The organism is Streptomyces sp. R44, from assembly GCF_041053105.1.
Taxonomy (GTDB): Bacteria; Actinomycetota; Actinomycetes; order Streptomycetales; family Streptomycetaceae; genus Streptomyces.
The window spans coordinates 4,214,592-4,227,764 of the sequence record NZ_CP163444.1; the positions used below are offsets into that span (position 1 = coordinate 4,214,592).

Genomic DNA, 13,173 nt, shown 5'->3' on the forward strand with positions numbered 1-13,173 from the left:
CAGGATGTTCGACTACGAGAAGGACGGGACGGAGATCTACCGCCGGTCCTTTGCCACGATCCGTGCCGAGGCGGACCTCGCGGGCCTGCCCGCCGACGTCGCCCAGGTGGCGGTCCGGATGATCCACGCGTGCGGCATGACCGACCTCGTGCAGGACATCGCGTACTCGCCGCAGGTCGTCGCGAGCGCCCGCGCCGCGCTCCGGGCCGGCGCGCCCATCCTCTGCGACGCGCAGATGGTCGCCAGCGGTGTCACCCGCAAGCGGCTGCCCGCCGACAACGAGGTGCTCTGCGCGCTCTCCGACCCGGCCGTCCCCGGCCTCGCCGCCGAGCTCGGCACCACCCGCTCGGCCGCCGCCCTCGAACTGTGGCGGGACCGCCTCGAAGGCTCCGTCGTCGCCATCGGCAACGCGCCGACCGCCCTCTTCCACCTCCTGGAGATGATCGCGAAGGGCGCCGGGAAGCCCGCCGCCGTCCTCGGCATCCCCGTCGGCTTCATCGGCGCCGCCGAGTCCAAGGACGCCCTGGCCGAGAACACCCTCGGCCTCGACTACCTGGTCGTCCGGGGCCGCCGCGGCGGCAGCGCGATGACGGCCGCCGCGATCAACGCCCTCGCCCACGAAGCGGAGATCCAGAAGTGAGCACCGGCAAGCTGTACGGGGTCGGCCTCGGCCCCGGCGACCCGAACCTGATGACGGTCGCCGCCGTGAAGGCCATCGCCTCCGCCGACGTCATCGCCTACCACTCGGCCCGCCACGGCCGCTCCATAGCGCGCTCCATCGCCGCCGAGCACATCCGCGAGGACCACATCGAGGAGCGGCTGATGTACCCGCTCACGGTGGAGACCACGGACCACCCCGGCGGCTACCGGGGCGCCCTGAACGACTTCTACGAGGAGGCCTCGGCTCGCCTCGCCGCCCACCTGGACGCCGGGCGCACCGTCGCCGTCCTCGCCGAGGGCGACCCGCTGTTCTACGGCTCGTACCAGCACATGCACAAGCGGCTCGCGGACCGCTACGACACGACCGTCATCCCCGGCGTGACCTCGGTCAGCGCCGCCGCCGCCCGGCTCGGCGAGCCGCTGTGCGAGGCGGAGGAGGTCCTCACGATCATCCCCGGCACGCTGCCGGAGGACGAGCTGACGGCCCGTCTGGCGGGCACGGACTCGGCGGTCGTGATGAAGCTGGGCCGCACCTTCCCGACGGTGAGGCGGGCCCTGGAGCGGGCGGGCCGCCTGGACGACGCGCGGTACGTGGAGCGGGCGTTCATGTCGGGCGAGCGCACGGAGAAGCTCACCGACGTGGACCCCTCCTCGGTCCCGTACTTCTCGGTGGCCGTCCTCCCCTCCCGTATCGACCAGGAGCCTCCCGTACGGGAGACGGGCGAGGTCACCGTCGTCGGCACCGGCCCGGCCGGGGCCCCCTGGCTGACCCCCGAGTCGCGGGGCGCGCTCGTCAACGCCGACGTCCTCGTCGGCTACACGACGTACCTCGACCGGGTCCCCGTCCTCCGCCCCGGTCAGATCCGGCACGGCTCCGACAACAAGGTCGAGTCGGAGCGCGCCGAGTTCGCCCTCGACCTGGCCCGGCGGGGCCGGAAGGTCGCGGTCGTCTCGGGCGGCGACCCGGGCGTCTTCGCCATGGCGACGGCGGTCCTTGAGGTGGCCTGCGAACCGGAGTACGCGGCCGTTCCCGTACGGGTCCTCCCGGGGGTGACGGCGGCGAACGCGGCAGCGGCGGCGGCGGGCGCCCCCCTCGGCCACGACTACGCCACGATCTCCCTCTCCGACCGGCTCAAGCCCTGGGACGTCATCGAGGCCCGGCTCCGCGCGGCCGCGGGCGCCGACCTGGTCATCGCCCTCTACAACCCGGGCTCCAGGTCCCGCACCCACCAGGTGGCCGCCGCCCGCGACCTCCTCCTCGAACTCCGCGCCCCGGAGACCCCGGTGGTCGTCGCCCGCGACGTGGGCGGCCCGGAGCAGTCGGTCCGGGTCCTGACCCTGAAGACCCTGGACCCCGCGGAGGTCGACATGCGCACCCTCCTCCTGATCGGCTCCTCGCAGACGCGGGCGGTCGAACGGGGCGACGGGCGCACGATCACGTGGACGCCGCGGCGTTACGGCTGAGATCCGGGGCGGGGGGCAACCCTCCCCCCGCCCCGTGAGTCACACAGGCGATACCCGCTTCACATGCTTCCCGCAGGTCCGGAAAGGGCCCTCCCTCTGTGACGACTCGTACCCGGCTGAGCGCGCTGGCCACCACGGCCGCCCTCGCCGCATCCGGCGGTCTGCTGACCGCCACCCCCGCCACCGCGGCCGTCAGCTGCGCGTCCCCGGCGTGGAAGGCGGAGTACTTCGCCAACACCACCCTCACCGGCACGCCGAAGCTGACCGTCTGCGACAACGCGATCTCCGAGAACTACGGCCTCGGTGACCCGCCCGGGGTCACCCTGCCCAAGGACAACTTCTCCGTCCGCTGGTCGGTGACACGGGACTTCGGCTCGGGCGGCCCGTTCACCTTCGCCGCCGAGGCCCAGGACGGAGTCCGCGTCACCCTCGACGGCGTCCGCAAGATCGACCTGTGGCGGAACGTCTCCACCACCCAGAAGAAGACGGTCGGCCTCGCCGTCCCGGCCGGGCGGCACAGCATCGTCGTGTCCTACGCGACGTGGACGGGCGCGGCCAACGTCAAGTTCGGCTACACGCCCGTCACTTCGGCGACCTACGACAAGGTCCGCCCGCTGGCGCCGGCCGGCGCCTCCGTCACGTACGACAGGACGCTCAACAAGGCGACCCTGAAGTGGGCGCCGAACAAGGAGATGGACCTCGCCGGCTACCGCGTCTACCGCCGCCTCGGCACGTCGACCACCTGGACGAAGGTGAGCAGCGCCACCACCCTGGTCACGACCGGCCCGTACGTGGACTCCCCGGCACCGACCGGCCAGACGTACCTCTACGAGCTCCGCGCCGTCGACAAGGCCGGCAACGAGTCTCCCGGCGGTGCCGACCTGACGGTCGTCTCCGTGGACAGGACCCCGACCGCCGCCCCGGCCGCCGTGACCGCGACCGACGGGGCCCCCGGCGTCGCCCTCGCGTGGCAGCCGGTCACGGACGCGGTGAGGTACACCGTGCACCGGCAGCGGACCGGCACCACCGACCCCGTCGCCCAGGTCGCGACCGGCGTCACGGCCACCGCGTGGACGGACACCGCCGCAGCCGAGCGCACCGGCTACACCTACTGGGTCGCGGCCGTCGACGCCGCCGGCAACACCTCGCCCCGCACCGCCGTCACCGCCACGCACGGCGACTACGCGCCCGGGGCTCCGACGGGCCTGACGGTGGTGGACAGCTCCAACGCCGTACGGCAGCACACCCTGAGGTGGACGGCTCCGGCGGACACCGACGTGGTCTCGTACAAGATCTACCGCAACGGCGGCGTCCTCGGCACCGCGTCCGGCACCGGCTACACGGACATGCACGCCGTCTGGCACGGCACGACGTACCGGTACGCGGTCACGGCGGTCGACCGGGCCGGCAACGAGTCCCCCCTCTCCGCCGAGGCCGTCATCACCACCGAGGGCGACCTGATCGCCCCGGCGGCCGTCACCGGTGTCAGGGCGACGCCCCGCGAGGACGGCGTGCTGGTCGAGTGGGACGCGAGCACGGAGCCCGACCTCAAGCGGTACGAGGTCTACCGGGCCGAGAAGTACGACGACGGCGACGGCGGCTTCGTCTGGCTCGCCCACCGCGTCGCGTACCTCTCCAAGGACGCCACCTCGTTCCTCCATCCCGCCGACGCGGACGGCGAGACCGTGATGTACGGCGTGATCGCCGTGGACACGTGGGAGAACCTGCTCCGGGTGGACGATCCGAGCCTGACCTGGGCCGAGGTCACCGAGCTGGGGACGCCCCCGGCCGAGTAGCCACCCAGGCGGCGGCCTCCTCGGGGGTCGCCGCCGTTCGGACGCCCTCCGGGACCGGGGGGCGGCGGACGAGCACCACCGGGACGCCCGCCTCGCGGGCCGCCGTCAGCTTCGGGGACGTCGCCGCGCCGCCGCTGTCCTTCGTCACCACGACGTCGATCCGGTGCCGGGCGAGGAGTTCGCGCTCGCCGGCCAGGGTGAACGGGCCCCGGTCGAGGAGGATCTCGGTGCGGGTCGGCATCGGGGTGTCCGGGGCGTCCACCGAGCGGACCAGGAACCACTGCGGGCAGTCGGCGAAGGCCGCGAGGCCCATGCGCCCGGTGGTGAGGAAGACGCGGTCGCCGAGGCCGGCCAGGGCCCCGGCGGCCTCCGAAAGTGACGCGACCGGGTGCCAGTCGTCGCCGTCCACCGGGACCCAGCCGGGGCGGCGCAGGGCCAGCAGGGGAACATGGGCGGTGGCGGCCGCCCGGGCCGCGTTGAAGCTGATCCGCTCGGCGAAGGGATGGGTGGCGTCGATGACCGCGTCCACGGCGTGCTCCCGCAGCCAGGCCGCGAGCCCCTCCGGCCCGCCGAAGCCGCCGATCCTGACCTCCCCGGCCGGCAGCCGCGGGCTCGCCACCCGCCCCGCGAGGGAGCTGGTGACCCGGACCCGGCCGTACAGCAGTCCGGCGAGGGCGCGGGCCTCGGTGGTCCCGCCGAGAATGAGTACGTGCACAGGAGCCTCTTCGTGAGTACAGGCGGCGGGCGTGAGGCCCAACTCAAGCACACCGGCCTCCGCCCGGGCTGGACGACCGGTGCCTGCGCGACGGCGGCCACCACCGCCGCGTACACCGCGCTGCTCACCGGCGACTTCCCCGACCCGGTGACGATCACCCTGCCGAAGGGCCAGACGCCGGCCTTCGCGCTGACCGCCGAGTCCCTGACGGGCGGCTCCGCGATGGCCGCCGTCGTCAAGGACGCGGGCGACGACCCCGACGTCACGCACGGGGCCGTGATCCGCTCGACGGTACGGCTCCTGCCGGCCGGTTCCGGCGTCGTCTTCCGCGCCGGCGAGGGCGTCGGCACCGTCACCCTCCCCGGCCTCCCCCTCGACGTCGGCGAACCCGCCATCAACCCCGTCCCCCGGCAGCTGATGCGCGAGCACGTGGCGCAGGTCGCCGCCCGGCACGGCGGCAGCGGCGACGTCGAGATCACCGTCTCCGTCGACAACGGCGCCGAGATCGCCCGCTCCACCTGGAACCCCCGCATCGGCATCCTCGGCGGCCTGTCGATCCTCGGCACGACCGGCGTCGTCGTCCCGTACTCCTGCTCCGCCTGGATCGACTCCATCCGCCGGGGCGTCGACGTGGCCCGCGCGGGCGGCCTCACCCATGTCGCGGGCTGCACGGGCTCGACGTCCGAGCGCACGGTCGCCGGGATCTACGACCTCCCCGAGATCGCCCTCCTCGACATGGGCGACTTCGCGGGCGCCGTCCTCAAGTACATCCGCCGCCACCCCGTCGACCGGCTCACGATCTGCGGCGGCTTCGCCAAGCTGTCCAAACTGGCCGCCGGCCACCTGGACCTCCACTCGGCCCGCTCCCAGGTCGACAAGGCCTTCCTCGCCGACCTGGCCCGCACCGGCGGCGCGCCGGAGTCCCTGGCCGCCGAGATCGCCGAGGCCAACACGGGCCTCGCCGCCCTCCGCCTCTGCGAGGCCGCCGCCGTCCCTCTGGGCGACCTGGTCGCCGCCCGCGCCCGCGACGAGGCCCTCGCCGTGCTGCGCGGCGCACCGGTCGCGGTGGACGTGATCTGCATCGACCGGGCGGGGACGGTGGTCGGGCGGTCGTCGGTGGCGGGGCCGGCGGCACCGTAATACGCGCGACAGCGCCGCGCCCGCCCGTCGAGAATCCCGGGATGACCGACTTCTCGCACAAGCCCACCCTCACCGGTGACCTGGTCGTCCTCCGTCCCGTCACCGAGGCGGACGTGCCCGCGCTGCTGCCGCTGTTCAAGGACGCGGAGGTCACCCGGCTGACCGGCAGCCACACCCGGTTCGACGAGGCGGCGCTCCGGACGTGGTACGGCTCGCGGGCCGCGCAGGACGACCGGCTCGACCTGGCCGTGGTCGAGCGGGCGACCGGGCGGGTCGTCGGCGAGGCCGTCCTCCTGGAATGGGATCCCGGCAACGAGAGCTGCGCCTTCCGGATCGCCTTCGTCCCGGACGCCGTCGGCCGGGGCCTCGGCACGGAGGCGACCCGGCTGATCGTCGGCCACGGCTTCGAGGCGCTCGGCCTGTACCGGATCTGGCTGGAGGTCTACGCCTTCAACCCCCGCGCCCGCCGCGCCTACGAGAAGGCCGGCTTCCGCGCGGAGGGCGTCCTGCGGGGCGCGCTCCTCTGGGAGGGGGAGCGGGTGGACGCGACGGTGATGTCGGCGCTGGCGCCCGAGTGGGACGCGGCCCGTCAGGCGGTCGGGTAGCCGATCTCCGCCAGGTCCTCCGCCAGGTCGGCGAGCGTCACCTCCGGGTTGAGGGCCGCGACGACCCCGGGCGTGAGAGGCCGCAGGGCCAGGACGTGACGCACGGCGTCCAGGTCGACCGGCTGCTCGTAGTAGTCCTCGGCGAACTCGGCGTACGCCTCCGCCGAGCGGTCGACGAGCAGGTGCAGGAAGCGGCCGGAGCCGTCGGGGTCCTCGCGGCCGTCCAGGTCGGGGAACTCGACGGGGCCCGTGTGCCAGGCCGTGTCCTTCGCCTCGCGCCACAGGCAGGCGGTGGTCACGTGCACCCCGTCCTCGTCCGTGAACGCGGGCTCCGCCAGGTACTCGCGGAAGGCCTCGGGGACGCCGTCGAGGACCCCGGGCCAGGTCTGCCCGTCCGCGAGCGGCCCGAAGGGGCTCAGCGGCGACTCGTGGTCGAAGACGCGCGCGAACGCCCCCGCGGCGGAGAGGACGATCGTGTACTCACCGCCCGAGCCGTCCTTCATGGACGCCAGCTGCTCGGTCTCCGACCAGTGCGCGTCGAAGGAGTAGTACCGGCTCTCCCACTCCGGGCTCAGGACGGCGTCCAGCATCGCGAGCCCCCGGGAGTGGTCGCGCAGTTCCTCGATGCCCGGCAGCGCCCGGGCCACGTCGTAGACGGTCACGGGGCCCATTCAAGCCCCTGGCACCGACATGCGGCACCACGGCCCCGCTCCTAGGCTGGCCACGGCAGAGTTCCCCGTCCCGAGCGAGAGGAAGTCCCATGGCGAAGCGCGGCAACAAGAAGCGGGCCCGCAAGAAGAAGAAGGCCAACCACGGGAAGCGGCCCAACGCCTGAATCCCGACCGGCCCCGGGCCCGGGAACCGCTCAGCAGGTGTGGCGGTCCCGGGCCGGGTCGTACAGGTGGCTGTCACGGAACTCCGAGGCCGCCAGCGTGCGGCCCACGATGATGACGGCGGTCTTGGTGATGCCCGCCGTCTTCACCTGCTCCGCGATGTCGTCGAGCGTGCCGCGCAGGATCACCTCGTCCGGCCGGCTCGCCATCGCGACCACGGCCACCGGGCAGTCGGCGCCGTAGTGCGGCACCAGCTCGGAGACGATCCGGTCGACGTAGCGGGCGCCCAGGTGGAGGACGAGCAGGGCGCCGCTGCGCCCGAGGGTCGCGAGGTCCTCGCCCTCCGGCATCGGGGTGGCCTGCTGCGCGATGCGGGTGAGGATCACCGTCTGGCCGACCGTCGGGACCGTCAGCTCCCGCTTCAGCGCCGCCGCGGCCGCCGCGAACGCCGGGACGCCCGGCACGACCTCGTACGGAATCCCGGCCGCGTCCAGGCGCCGCATCTGCTCCGCGACCGCGCTGAACACCGACGGGTCGCCGGAGTGCAGCCGGGCCACGTCCTGCCCGGCCTCGTGGGCGGCGGCGATCTCGGCGACGATCTGGTCGAGGTCCAGCTTCGCCGTGTCGACGAGCTTCGCGTCCGGCGGGCACTCCGCGAGGAGCTCGGTGGGGACGAGGGAGCCCGCGTACAGGCAGACCCCGCACCGCGCGAGGGTCCGCGCGCCGCGCACGGTGATCAGGTCGGCCGCGCCGGGGCCCGCGCCGATGAAGTAGACGGTCATTCCTCTGTACAACCCTTCGTTACGGACCATTGCGTGACGGGCATGGCCTGGCGCCAGCCGGTGAAGCCGCCCACGGGCACGGCGGTGGAGACGGCGAGCCGGATCAGCTCGCCGCCGTGGCGGCCGTACCACTGAGCGAGCAGCGCCTCGGATTCGAGGGTCACCGTGTTGGCGACGAGCCGGCCGCCGGGCGCCAGTGCCTCCCAGCAGGTGTCGAGCAGGCCGGGCGCGGTGAGGCCGCCGCCGATGAAGATCGCGTCCGGGGCGGGGAGGCCGGTCAGCGAGGCGGGGGCGGGGCCGGTGACGACCTTCAGGCCCGGTACGCCGAGGGCGTCGGCGTTGCGGGCGATGCGGGCGGCCCGTTCCGGGGACTTCTCGACCGTGATCGCCCGGCAGGAGCGGTGCGTCCGCATCCACTCGACGCCGATGGAGCCGGAGCCGCCGCCGACGTCCCAGAGGAGCTCGCCGGGGGCGGGGGCGAGGGCGGCGAGGGTGGCGGCGCGCACGTACCGCTTGGTGAGCTGGCCGTCGTGCTCGTACGCCTCGTCCGGGAGTCCGGGCACGGCGCCGAGCCGGAGGGTGTCCGGGTCGCGTACGCAGTCGAGGGCGAGGACGTTGAGGGCGTCGGTCCGCTCGTGGGGCCAGTCGGCGGCGGTCCCGTCGAGGAGCCGCTCGGCGGGGCCGCCGAGCTGTTCGAGGACGCGGATCCGGGTGCCGCCCCAGCCGGTCGCGCGCAGCAGTTCCGCGACGCGCGCGGCGGTGTCGGCGCCTTCGCTGAGGACGAGGAGGCGGCGGCCGTCGTGCAGGGCGGCGGAGAGCCCGGCGAGGGGGCGGGCGACGAGGGAGACCGTCTCGGTGGCGTCCAGGGGCCAGCCGAGGCGGGCGCAGGCGTACGAGACGGAGGACGGGTGCGGGTGGACGCGGAGGCGCTCGGCGCCGGCGGTCTCCGCGAGGGTGCGGGCGATGCCGTGGAAGCTGGGGTCTCCGCTGGCGAGGACGGCGATCGCGCGGCCCTCGTGGGCGGCGAGCAGTCCGGGGACGGCGGGGCGGAGGGGGGAGGGCCAGGTGATCCGCTCGCCGGGGCAGTCGGCGGCGGGCAGGAGGCCCAGCTGGCGGGGGGCGCCGATGAGGACCTCGGCGGCGCGCAGGACACGGCGGGAGCTCTCGGGGAGCCCGTCCCAGCCGTCCGCGCCGATCCCGACGACCGACACCACCGATATCGCAGCGTTCACGTCGGGGACTCTACTTGACTGCTTCCCTCCTGAAAGGAGGGAATTCCTGGCTCAGGCGGCCTGGTGGGGCAGCGCCTCACCAGGTCTTATGCCCTCGGCACCAGCAGGGCACAGCCCAGCCCTGACGAGCATCACGCGGGCGGAGTTCTTGTCCCGAGGGGACACGGCTCCGCACGCGGTGCAGGTGTAGACGCGCATCCCCAGCGGCAGTACGTGCTTGGCTCTCGCTCCGCACTGCGCGCAGTCCATCGTGGTGTGCGCGGGGTGAACAAGGTGCACGGCACGACCGTGCTTACGACCCATCTCGATCAGGATCCGTTTGGTGGCGCCGATGGCGGCGTCAGCGGCCTTCCGGGCCATGGTGGTCTTGGCAAGGAATTTCGGCCGGAAGTCCTCCACGGCGATGGCGTCATGGTCGCGGACCACACGCTTGGCCCACTTGCGTGCGGTGTCCTCTCTCCGACGGGCGACCGTCTTGTGCTGCTTGGCGCGCAGTTGTTTCGCCTCGCGGTATCCCTTCGAGGCAGCCTGGCCCTTCTTCGGCTTGCGCCGGGCCGTCATCCGGTCGTACCGACGCAACCTCGACCGGGCCTTCTTACCGTGCTCGGCGTGCGCCAGATCATGCGCATCGGACGTGGTTGTCGCTGTCTCCCTCACACCCCAGTCGACACCGATCACCCGACCGGTCGCCGGCAGCGGTTCGACCTGGGCGGGGACGACGAACGAGCAGTACCAGTGCCCGATGCCGTCGCGGTACACCCGCACGCTGGACGGGGCGGCCGGAAGCTCCCTCGACCACACCACCCTCAGCACGATCCCGCCCGCCAGGCACAGCCGACCGTTCTTGATGCGGAATCCGCGTCGGGTGTAGTTCAGGCTCGGGTCGGTCTCCCGCTTCCTCTTGTATCTGGGCATCCCGGCTCGCCGCTGCGTCGGCAGCCGATCCTTGACGTCCTTCTGCGCTTTGGCGCGGGAGGTGCCGAAGTCACGGACGGTCTGCTGCTGTGGAACGGAAGATCCCTCGCGCAGCCAAGGAGTACGCAGGCGGGCCTGCGTCAGCAGTCTGTCGAGCTGCGCCGGACCACACGTCTCCCTCTCGCCCGTGGCCTTGTTGCGCTCGTACACGTGCTTGGATTTGGCGACGCACTCGTTCCAGACCCAGCGGCACCGGTCCCACTCCGCCAGCAACGCGGCCAGTGCAGTGGACGACACGCGAAGCCGGTACGTGTACCGGGCCACGTCCATGATCGCCCCCATCCCGCAGGTGCCCGCCTCGACTCGGCCCGGATGCCATCACGTCCCGGCCCTTCCGCGAGCACCATACGTACGAGCACCGCACACTCGTACCCCGATCACCCAGCCGCCACCCCACCCAGCGACCAAGGGCACACGCGTTCACATCGCGCAGCCGATCAGGCGCCACAAGCAACCCGGCTTCGCGTGGGACGAGGTCGAGCGTGCCCTACTTCTGGGCGTTCTGTCCGACGTAGAAGAGCAGCCAGACGAAGCCGGCGAAGGCGTGGGTGGCGAAGACGTACACGAAGACGCGGAGCATCACGCCCCGCTCTTTCCAGCGTTCGTGGTCGTGCGTCTTCTCGGTCATGGGGTCCAGGGTACGGGCGCCCGGGGGCCCTCGGCGCGGGCCGGAATAGGGGAGGGGGTCGCATCGTTGGAGCGGATAGTTTAAGCTTCAACCATTAGGCCGCAAGGCAGACACCGCGAGAGGTGAGCACGATGCAGTTCGGGATCTTCACCGTCGGCGACGTGACGACCGACCCCACCACCGGCCGCACCCCCACCGAGCACGAGCGCATCAAGAACACCGTCGCGATCGCGCTCAAGGCCGAGGAGGTCGGACTCGACGTCTTCGCGACCGGCGAGCACCACAACCCGCCGTTCGTCCCGTCCTCCCCGACGACCCTCCTCGGGCACATAGCCGCCCGCACGGAGAACCTGATCCTGTCCACGTCCACGACGCTGATCACCACCAACGACCCGGTGAAGATCGCCGAGGACTACGCCACCCTCCAGCACCTCGCCGACGGCCGCGTCGACCTGATGATGGGCCGCGGCAACACCGGCCCGGTCTACCCGTGGTTCGGCCAGGACATCCGCCAGGGCATCCCGCTCGCCATCGAGAACTACGCGCTCCTCCACAAGCTGTGGAGGGAGGACGTCGTCGACTGGGAGGGCAAGTTCCGCAGCGCCCTCCAGGGCTTCACGTCCACGCCGCGCCCGCTCGACGGCGTCCCGCCGTTCGTCTGGCACGGCTCCATCCGCTCCCCCGAGATCGCCGAACAGGCCGCCTACTACGGCGACGGCTTCTTCGCGAACCACATCTTCTGGCCCAAGCAGCACACCGAGAAGATGGTCCGGCTCTACCGCCAGCGGTATGCGCACTACGGCCACGGCACGGAGGAGCAGGCCATCGTCGGCCTCGGCGGCCAGGTCTTCCTGCGCAAGAACTCCCAGGACGCCGTACGGGAGTTCCGCCCGTACTTCGACAACGCGCCGGTCTACGGCCACGGTCCGAGCCTGGAGGAGTTCAGCCGCGAGACCCCGCTGACCGTCGGCTCCCCGCAGGAGGTCATCGAACGCACCCTGTCCTTCCGCGAGTACGTCGGCGACTACCAGCGCCAGCTGTTCCTCGTCGACCACGCCGGACTGCCCCTCAAGACGGTCCTGGAGCAGCTCGACCTCCTCGGCGAGGAGGTCGTCCCGGTGCTGCGCAAGGAGTTCGCGAACCTGCGGCCCGCCGGCGTACCGGAGACCGCCCCGCTCCACCCCGCCGTCGTCTCGAACGCCTCGAACGCCTCGAAGGAGGTCTGACGCCATGCAGACGTTGAAGCTGGTCGCCGTGTCCGCCGGACTCAGCGCGCCCTCCTCCACCCGGCTGCTCGCCGACCGGCTCCTCCAGGCGGCCCGCTACCGGCTCGCCGAGCAGGAGTACGCCGTCGACGTCGAGGTCGTCGAACTGCGCGACCTGGCCGTCGACATCGCGAAGAACTTCGTGACGGGCTTTCCGTCGGCGGCGCTGGAGGAGGCGATCGAGAAGGTGACGTCGGCGGACGGCGTCATCGCGGTGACCCCGGTCTTCACCGCCTCCTACAGCGGCCTGTTCAAGTCCTTCTTCGACCTGATCGACCCGACCGCGCTGAGCGGCACCCCCGTCCTCATCGGGGCGACCGGCGGCACCGCCCGCCACTCCCTGGTCCTGGACCACGCCCTGCGCCCGCTCTTCGCCTACCTCCGCGCCTCCGTCTCCCCCACCGCCGTCTACGCGGCCTCGGAGGACTGGGGATCGGGCGGCGACGAGTACACCGAGGGGCTGCCGGCGCGGATCACCCGGGCCGGGAACGAGTTCGCGGACACGGTCGCGGCACGGCCGGCCCGGCGGGCGGAGGACGAGGAGATCGTCCCGTTCGAGAAGCAGCTGGCGGATCTGCGCCTGGACTGACCTGTTTTGTTACGTTAGGTCCACTGGCAGCGACGAAACGGAGGTCGGCCATGGCCGGCGGCAGGATCGTGGTGGGCGTGGACGGATCGGAGCCTTCCCTGAAGGCCCTGAAGTGGGCGGCCGCACAGGCCGCCCTCACCGGGGGCCCGCTCCAGGCGGTGATCAGCTGGGACTACCCGGCGGTGTGGGCGCCGGTGATGCCCGGCGTTCCGCTCCAGTTCGACCCGGAGCAACTCGCCAAGCAGATCCTCGACCAGGCGATCGACGCGACCCTCACGCCCGAGGAGGGCGCCGCCGTCACCCGGACGGTGGTCGGCGCCAACGCCACCCAGGCCCTCATCGACGCGGCCGCCGGCGCGAGCCTCCTCGTCGTCGGCGACCGCGGCTACAGCGGGTTCAAGGCGGCGGTCCTCGGCTCGGTCTCCGCCCACGTCACCCAGCACGCGCCGTGCCCGGTCGTGGTCGTACGGGGCGAGGTGACGTCCTGAC

At 72.7% G+C, this 13,173-nt stretch carries 14 protein-coding genes; 8 read left to right on the plus strand and 6 right to left on the minus strand.

Features of this window, described 5'->3' with window-relative positions:
- The first annotated feature begins 4 nt into the window (after nt 1-4).
- From AB5J54_RS19525 to AB5J54_RS19535, 3 genes are all read left to right on the plus strand, one after another.
- Nucleotides 5-640, plus strand: coding sequence for a precorrin-8X methylmutase (locus AB5J54_RS19525; protein ID WP_369149401.1), 636 nt, complete (start codon nt 5-7; stop codon nt 638-640).
- Nucleotides 637-2,124 carry a precorrin-2 C(20)-methyltransferase gene (locus AB5J54_RS19530; RefSeq protein WP_369145193.1) on the plus strand — a complete coding sequence of 496 codons (1,488 nt, stop codon included), beginning with the start codon at nt 637-639 and terminating at the stop codon, nt 2,122-2,124. Before AB5J54_RS19525 ends, AB5J54_RS19530 begins: the two co-directional genes overlap by 4 nt.
- 98 nt (nt 2,125-2,222) lie before the next feature.
- Complete coding sequence (locus AB5J54_RS19535; protein WP_369145194.1) at nt 2,223-3,920, plus strand: fibronectin type III domain-containing protein; 1,698 nt, start codon at nt 2,223-2,225, stop codon at nt 3,918-3,920.
- Here AB5J54_RS19535 and AB5J54_RS19540 read toward each other — a convergent pair.
- On the minus strand, nt 3,889-4,635 hold the full coding sequence (locus tag AB5J54_RS19540) for a cobalt-precorrin-6A reductase (RefSeq protein WP_369145195.1): 747 nt from the start codon (nt 4,633-4,635) through the stop codon (nt 3,889-3,891). The genes AB5J54_RS19535 and AB5J54_RS19540 overlap by 32 nt on opposite strands.
- A gap of 12 nt (nt 4,636-4,647) precedes the next feature.
- Here AB5J54_RS19540 and AB5J54_RS19545 point away from each other — a divergent pair, with 12 nt between their 5' ends.
- Together AB5J54_RS19545 and AB5J54_RS19550 are read left to right on the plus strand one after the other, a co-directional pair.
- On the plus strand, nt 4,648-5,775 hold the full coding sequence (locus AB5J54_RS19545; RefSeq protein ID WP_369145196.1) for a cobalt-precorrin-5B (C(1))-methyltransferase: 1,128 nt from the start codon (nt 4,648-4,650) through the stop codon (nt 5,773-5,775).
- 41 nt (nt 5,776-5,816) lie between these two features.
- Complete coding sequence (locus AB5J54_RS19550; protein ID WP_369145197.1) at nt 5,817-6,380, plus strand: GNAT family N-acetyltransferase; 564 nt, start codon at nt 5,817-5,819, stop codon at nt 6,378-6,380.
- On the opposite strand, the gene AB5J54_RS19555 is transcribed toward AB5J54_RS19550, so the two are convergent.
- The 5 genes from AB5J54_RS19555 to AB5J54_RS19575 all read right to left on the minus strand — a co-directional run bounded on the left by AB5J54_RS19555 (nt 6,365) and on the right by AB5J54_RS19575 (nt 10,830).
- Nucleotides 6,365-7,051 (minus strand): hypothetical protein, encoded by a 687-nt coding sequence (locus AB5J54_RS19555; protein WP_369145198.1) that lies wholly within the window; start codon nt 7,049-7,051, stop codon nt 6,365-6,367. The genes AB5J54_RS19550 and AB5J54_RS19555 overlap by 16 nt on opposite strands.
- A gap of 194 nt (nt 7,052-7,245) precedes the next feature.
- Entirely contained in the window at nt 7,246-7,995 is a 750-nt protein-coding gene (cobM, locus tag AB5J54_RS19560; RefSeq protein ID WP_369145199.1) for a precorrin-4 C(11)-methyltransferase, read from the minus strand.
- Nucleotides 7,992-9,227 carry a precorrin-6y C5,15-methyltransferase (decarboxylating) subunit CbiE gene (cbiE, locus tag AB5J54_RS19565; protein WP_369145200.1) on the minus strand — a complete coding sequence of 412 codons (1,236 nt, stop codon included), beginning with the start codon at nt 9,225-9,227 and terminating at the stop codon, nt 7,992-7,994. The genes cobM and cbiE overlap by 4 nt, the downstream gene beginning before the upstream one ends.
- Nucleotides 9,228-9,278: 51 nt before the next feature.
- The gene (locus AB5J54_RS19570; protein ID WP_369145201.1) at nt 9,279-10,472 is read right to left on the minus strand and encodes an RNA-guided endonuclease InsQ/TnpB family protein; all 1,194 of its coding nucleotides are present in this window, start codon (nt 10,470-10,472) and stop codon (nt 9,279-9,281) included.
- Between the two features lie 217 nt (nt 10,473-10,689).
- Nucleotides 10,690-10,830, minus strand: a complete 141-nt coding sequence (locus tag AB5J54_RS19575; RefSeq protein WP_369145202.1) for a DUF6126 family protein — start codon at nt 10,828-10,830, stop codon at nt 10,690-10,692.
- A 131-nt stretch (nt 10,831-10,961) separates the two neighbouring features.
- Here AB5J54_RS19575 and AB5J54_RS19580 point away from each other — a divergent pair, with 131 nt between their 5' ends.
- The 3 genes from AB5J54_RS19580 to AB5J54_RS19590 are packed head-to-tail and all read left to right on the plus strand — an operon-like array spanning nt 10,962 to nt 13,172.
- Nucleotides 10,962-12,056 (plus strand): LLM class flavin-dependent oxidoreductase, encoded by a 1,095-nt coding sequence (locus tag AB5J54_RS19580; protein ID WP_369145203.1) that lies wholly within the window; start codon nt 10,962-10,964, stop codon nt 12,054-12,056.
- 4 nt (nt 12,057-12,060) lie between these two features.
- Nucleotides 12,061-12,684, plus strand: a complete 624-nt coding sequence (locus tag AB5J54_RS19585; protein WP_369145204.1) for an FMN reductase — start codon at nt 12,061-12,063, stop codon at nt 12,682-12,684.
- A gap of 50 nt (nt 12,685-12,734) precedes the next feature.
- Entirely contained in the window at nt 12,735-13,172 is a 438-nt protein-coding gene (locus AB5J54_RS19590) for a universal stress protein (protein WP_369145205.1), read from the plus strand.
- The last annotated feature ends 1 nt before the right edge of the window (nt 13,173 follow it).

Bases quoted from the DNA above. Each gene is read 5' to 3' on its own strand.
- AB5J54_RS19525 (WP_369149401.1), top strand. From the start codon at position 5: ATGTTCGACTACGAGAAGGACGGGACGGAGATCTACCGCCGGTCCTTT.
- AB5J54_RS19550 (WP_369145197.1), top strand. From the start codon at position 5,817: ATGACCGACTTCTCGCACAAGCCCACCCTCACCGGTGACCTGGTCGTC.
- AB5J54_RS19555 (WP_369145198.1), bottom strand. From the start codon at position 7,051: ATGGGCCCCGTGACCGTCTACGACGTGGCCCGGGCGCTGCCGGGCATC.
- cobM (WP_369145199.1), bottom strand. From the start codon at position 7,995: ATGACCGTCTACTTCATCGGCGCGGGCCCCGGCGCGGCCGACCTGATC.
- AB5J54_RS19570 (WP_369145201.1), bottom strand. From the start codon at position 10,472: ATGGACGTGGCCCGGTACACGTACCGGCTTCGCGTGTCGTCCACTGCA.
- AB5J54_RS19575 (WP_369145202.1), bottom strand. From the start codon at position 10,830: ATGACCGAGAAGACGCACGACCACGAACGCTGGAAAGAGCGGGGCGTG.
- AB5J54_RS19580 (WP_369145203.1), top strand. From the start codon at position 10,962: ATGCAGTTCGGGATCTTCACCGTCGGCGACGTGACGACCGACCCCACC.
- AB5J54_RS19585 (WP_369145204.1), top strand. From the start codon at position 12,061: ATGCAGACGTTGAAGCTGGTCGCCGTGTCCGCCGGACTCAGCGCGCCC.
- AB5J54_RS19590 (WP_369145205.1), top strand. From the start codon at position 12,735: ATGGCCGGCGGCAGGATCGTGGTGGGCGTGGACGGATCGGAGCCTTCC.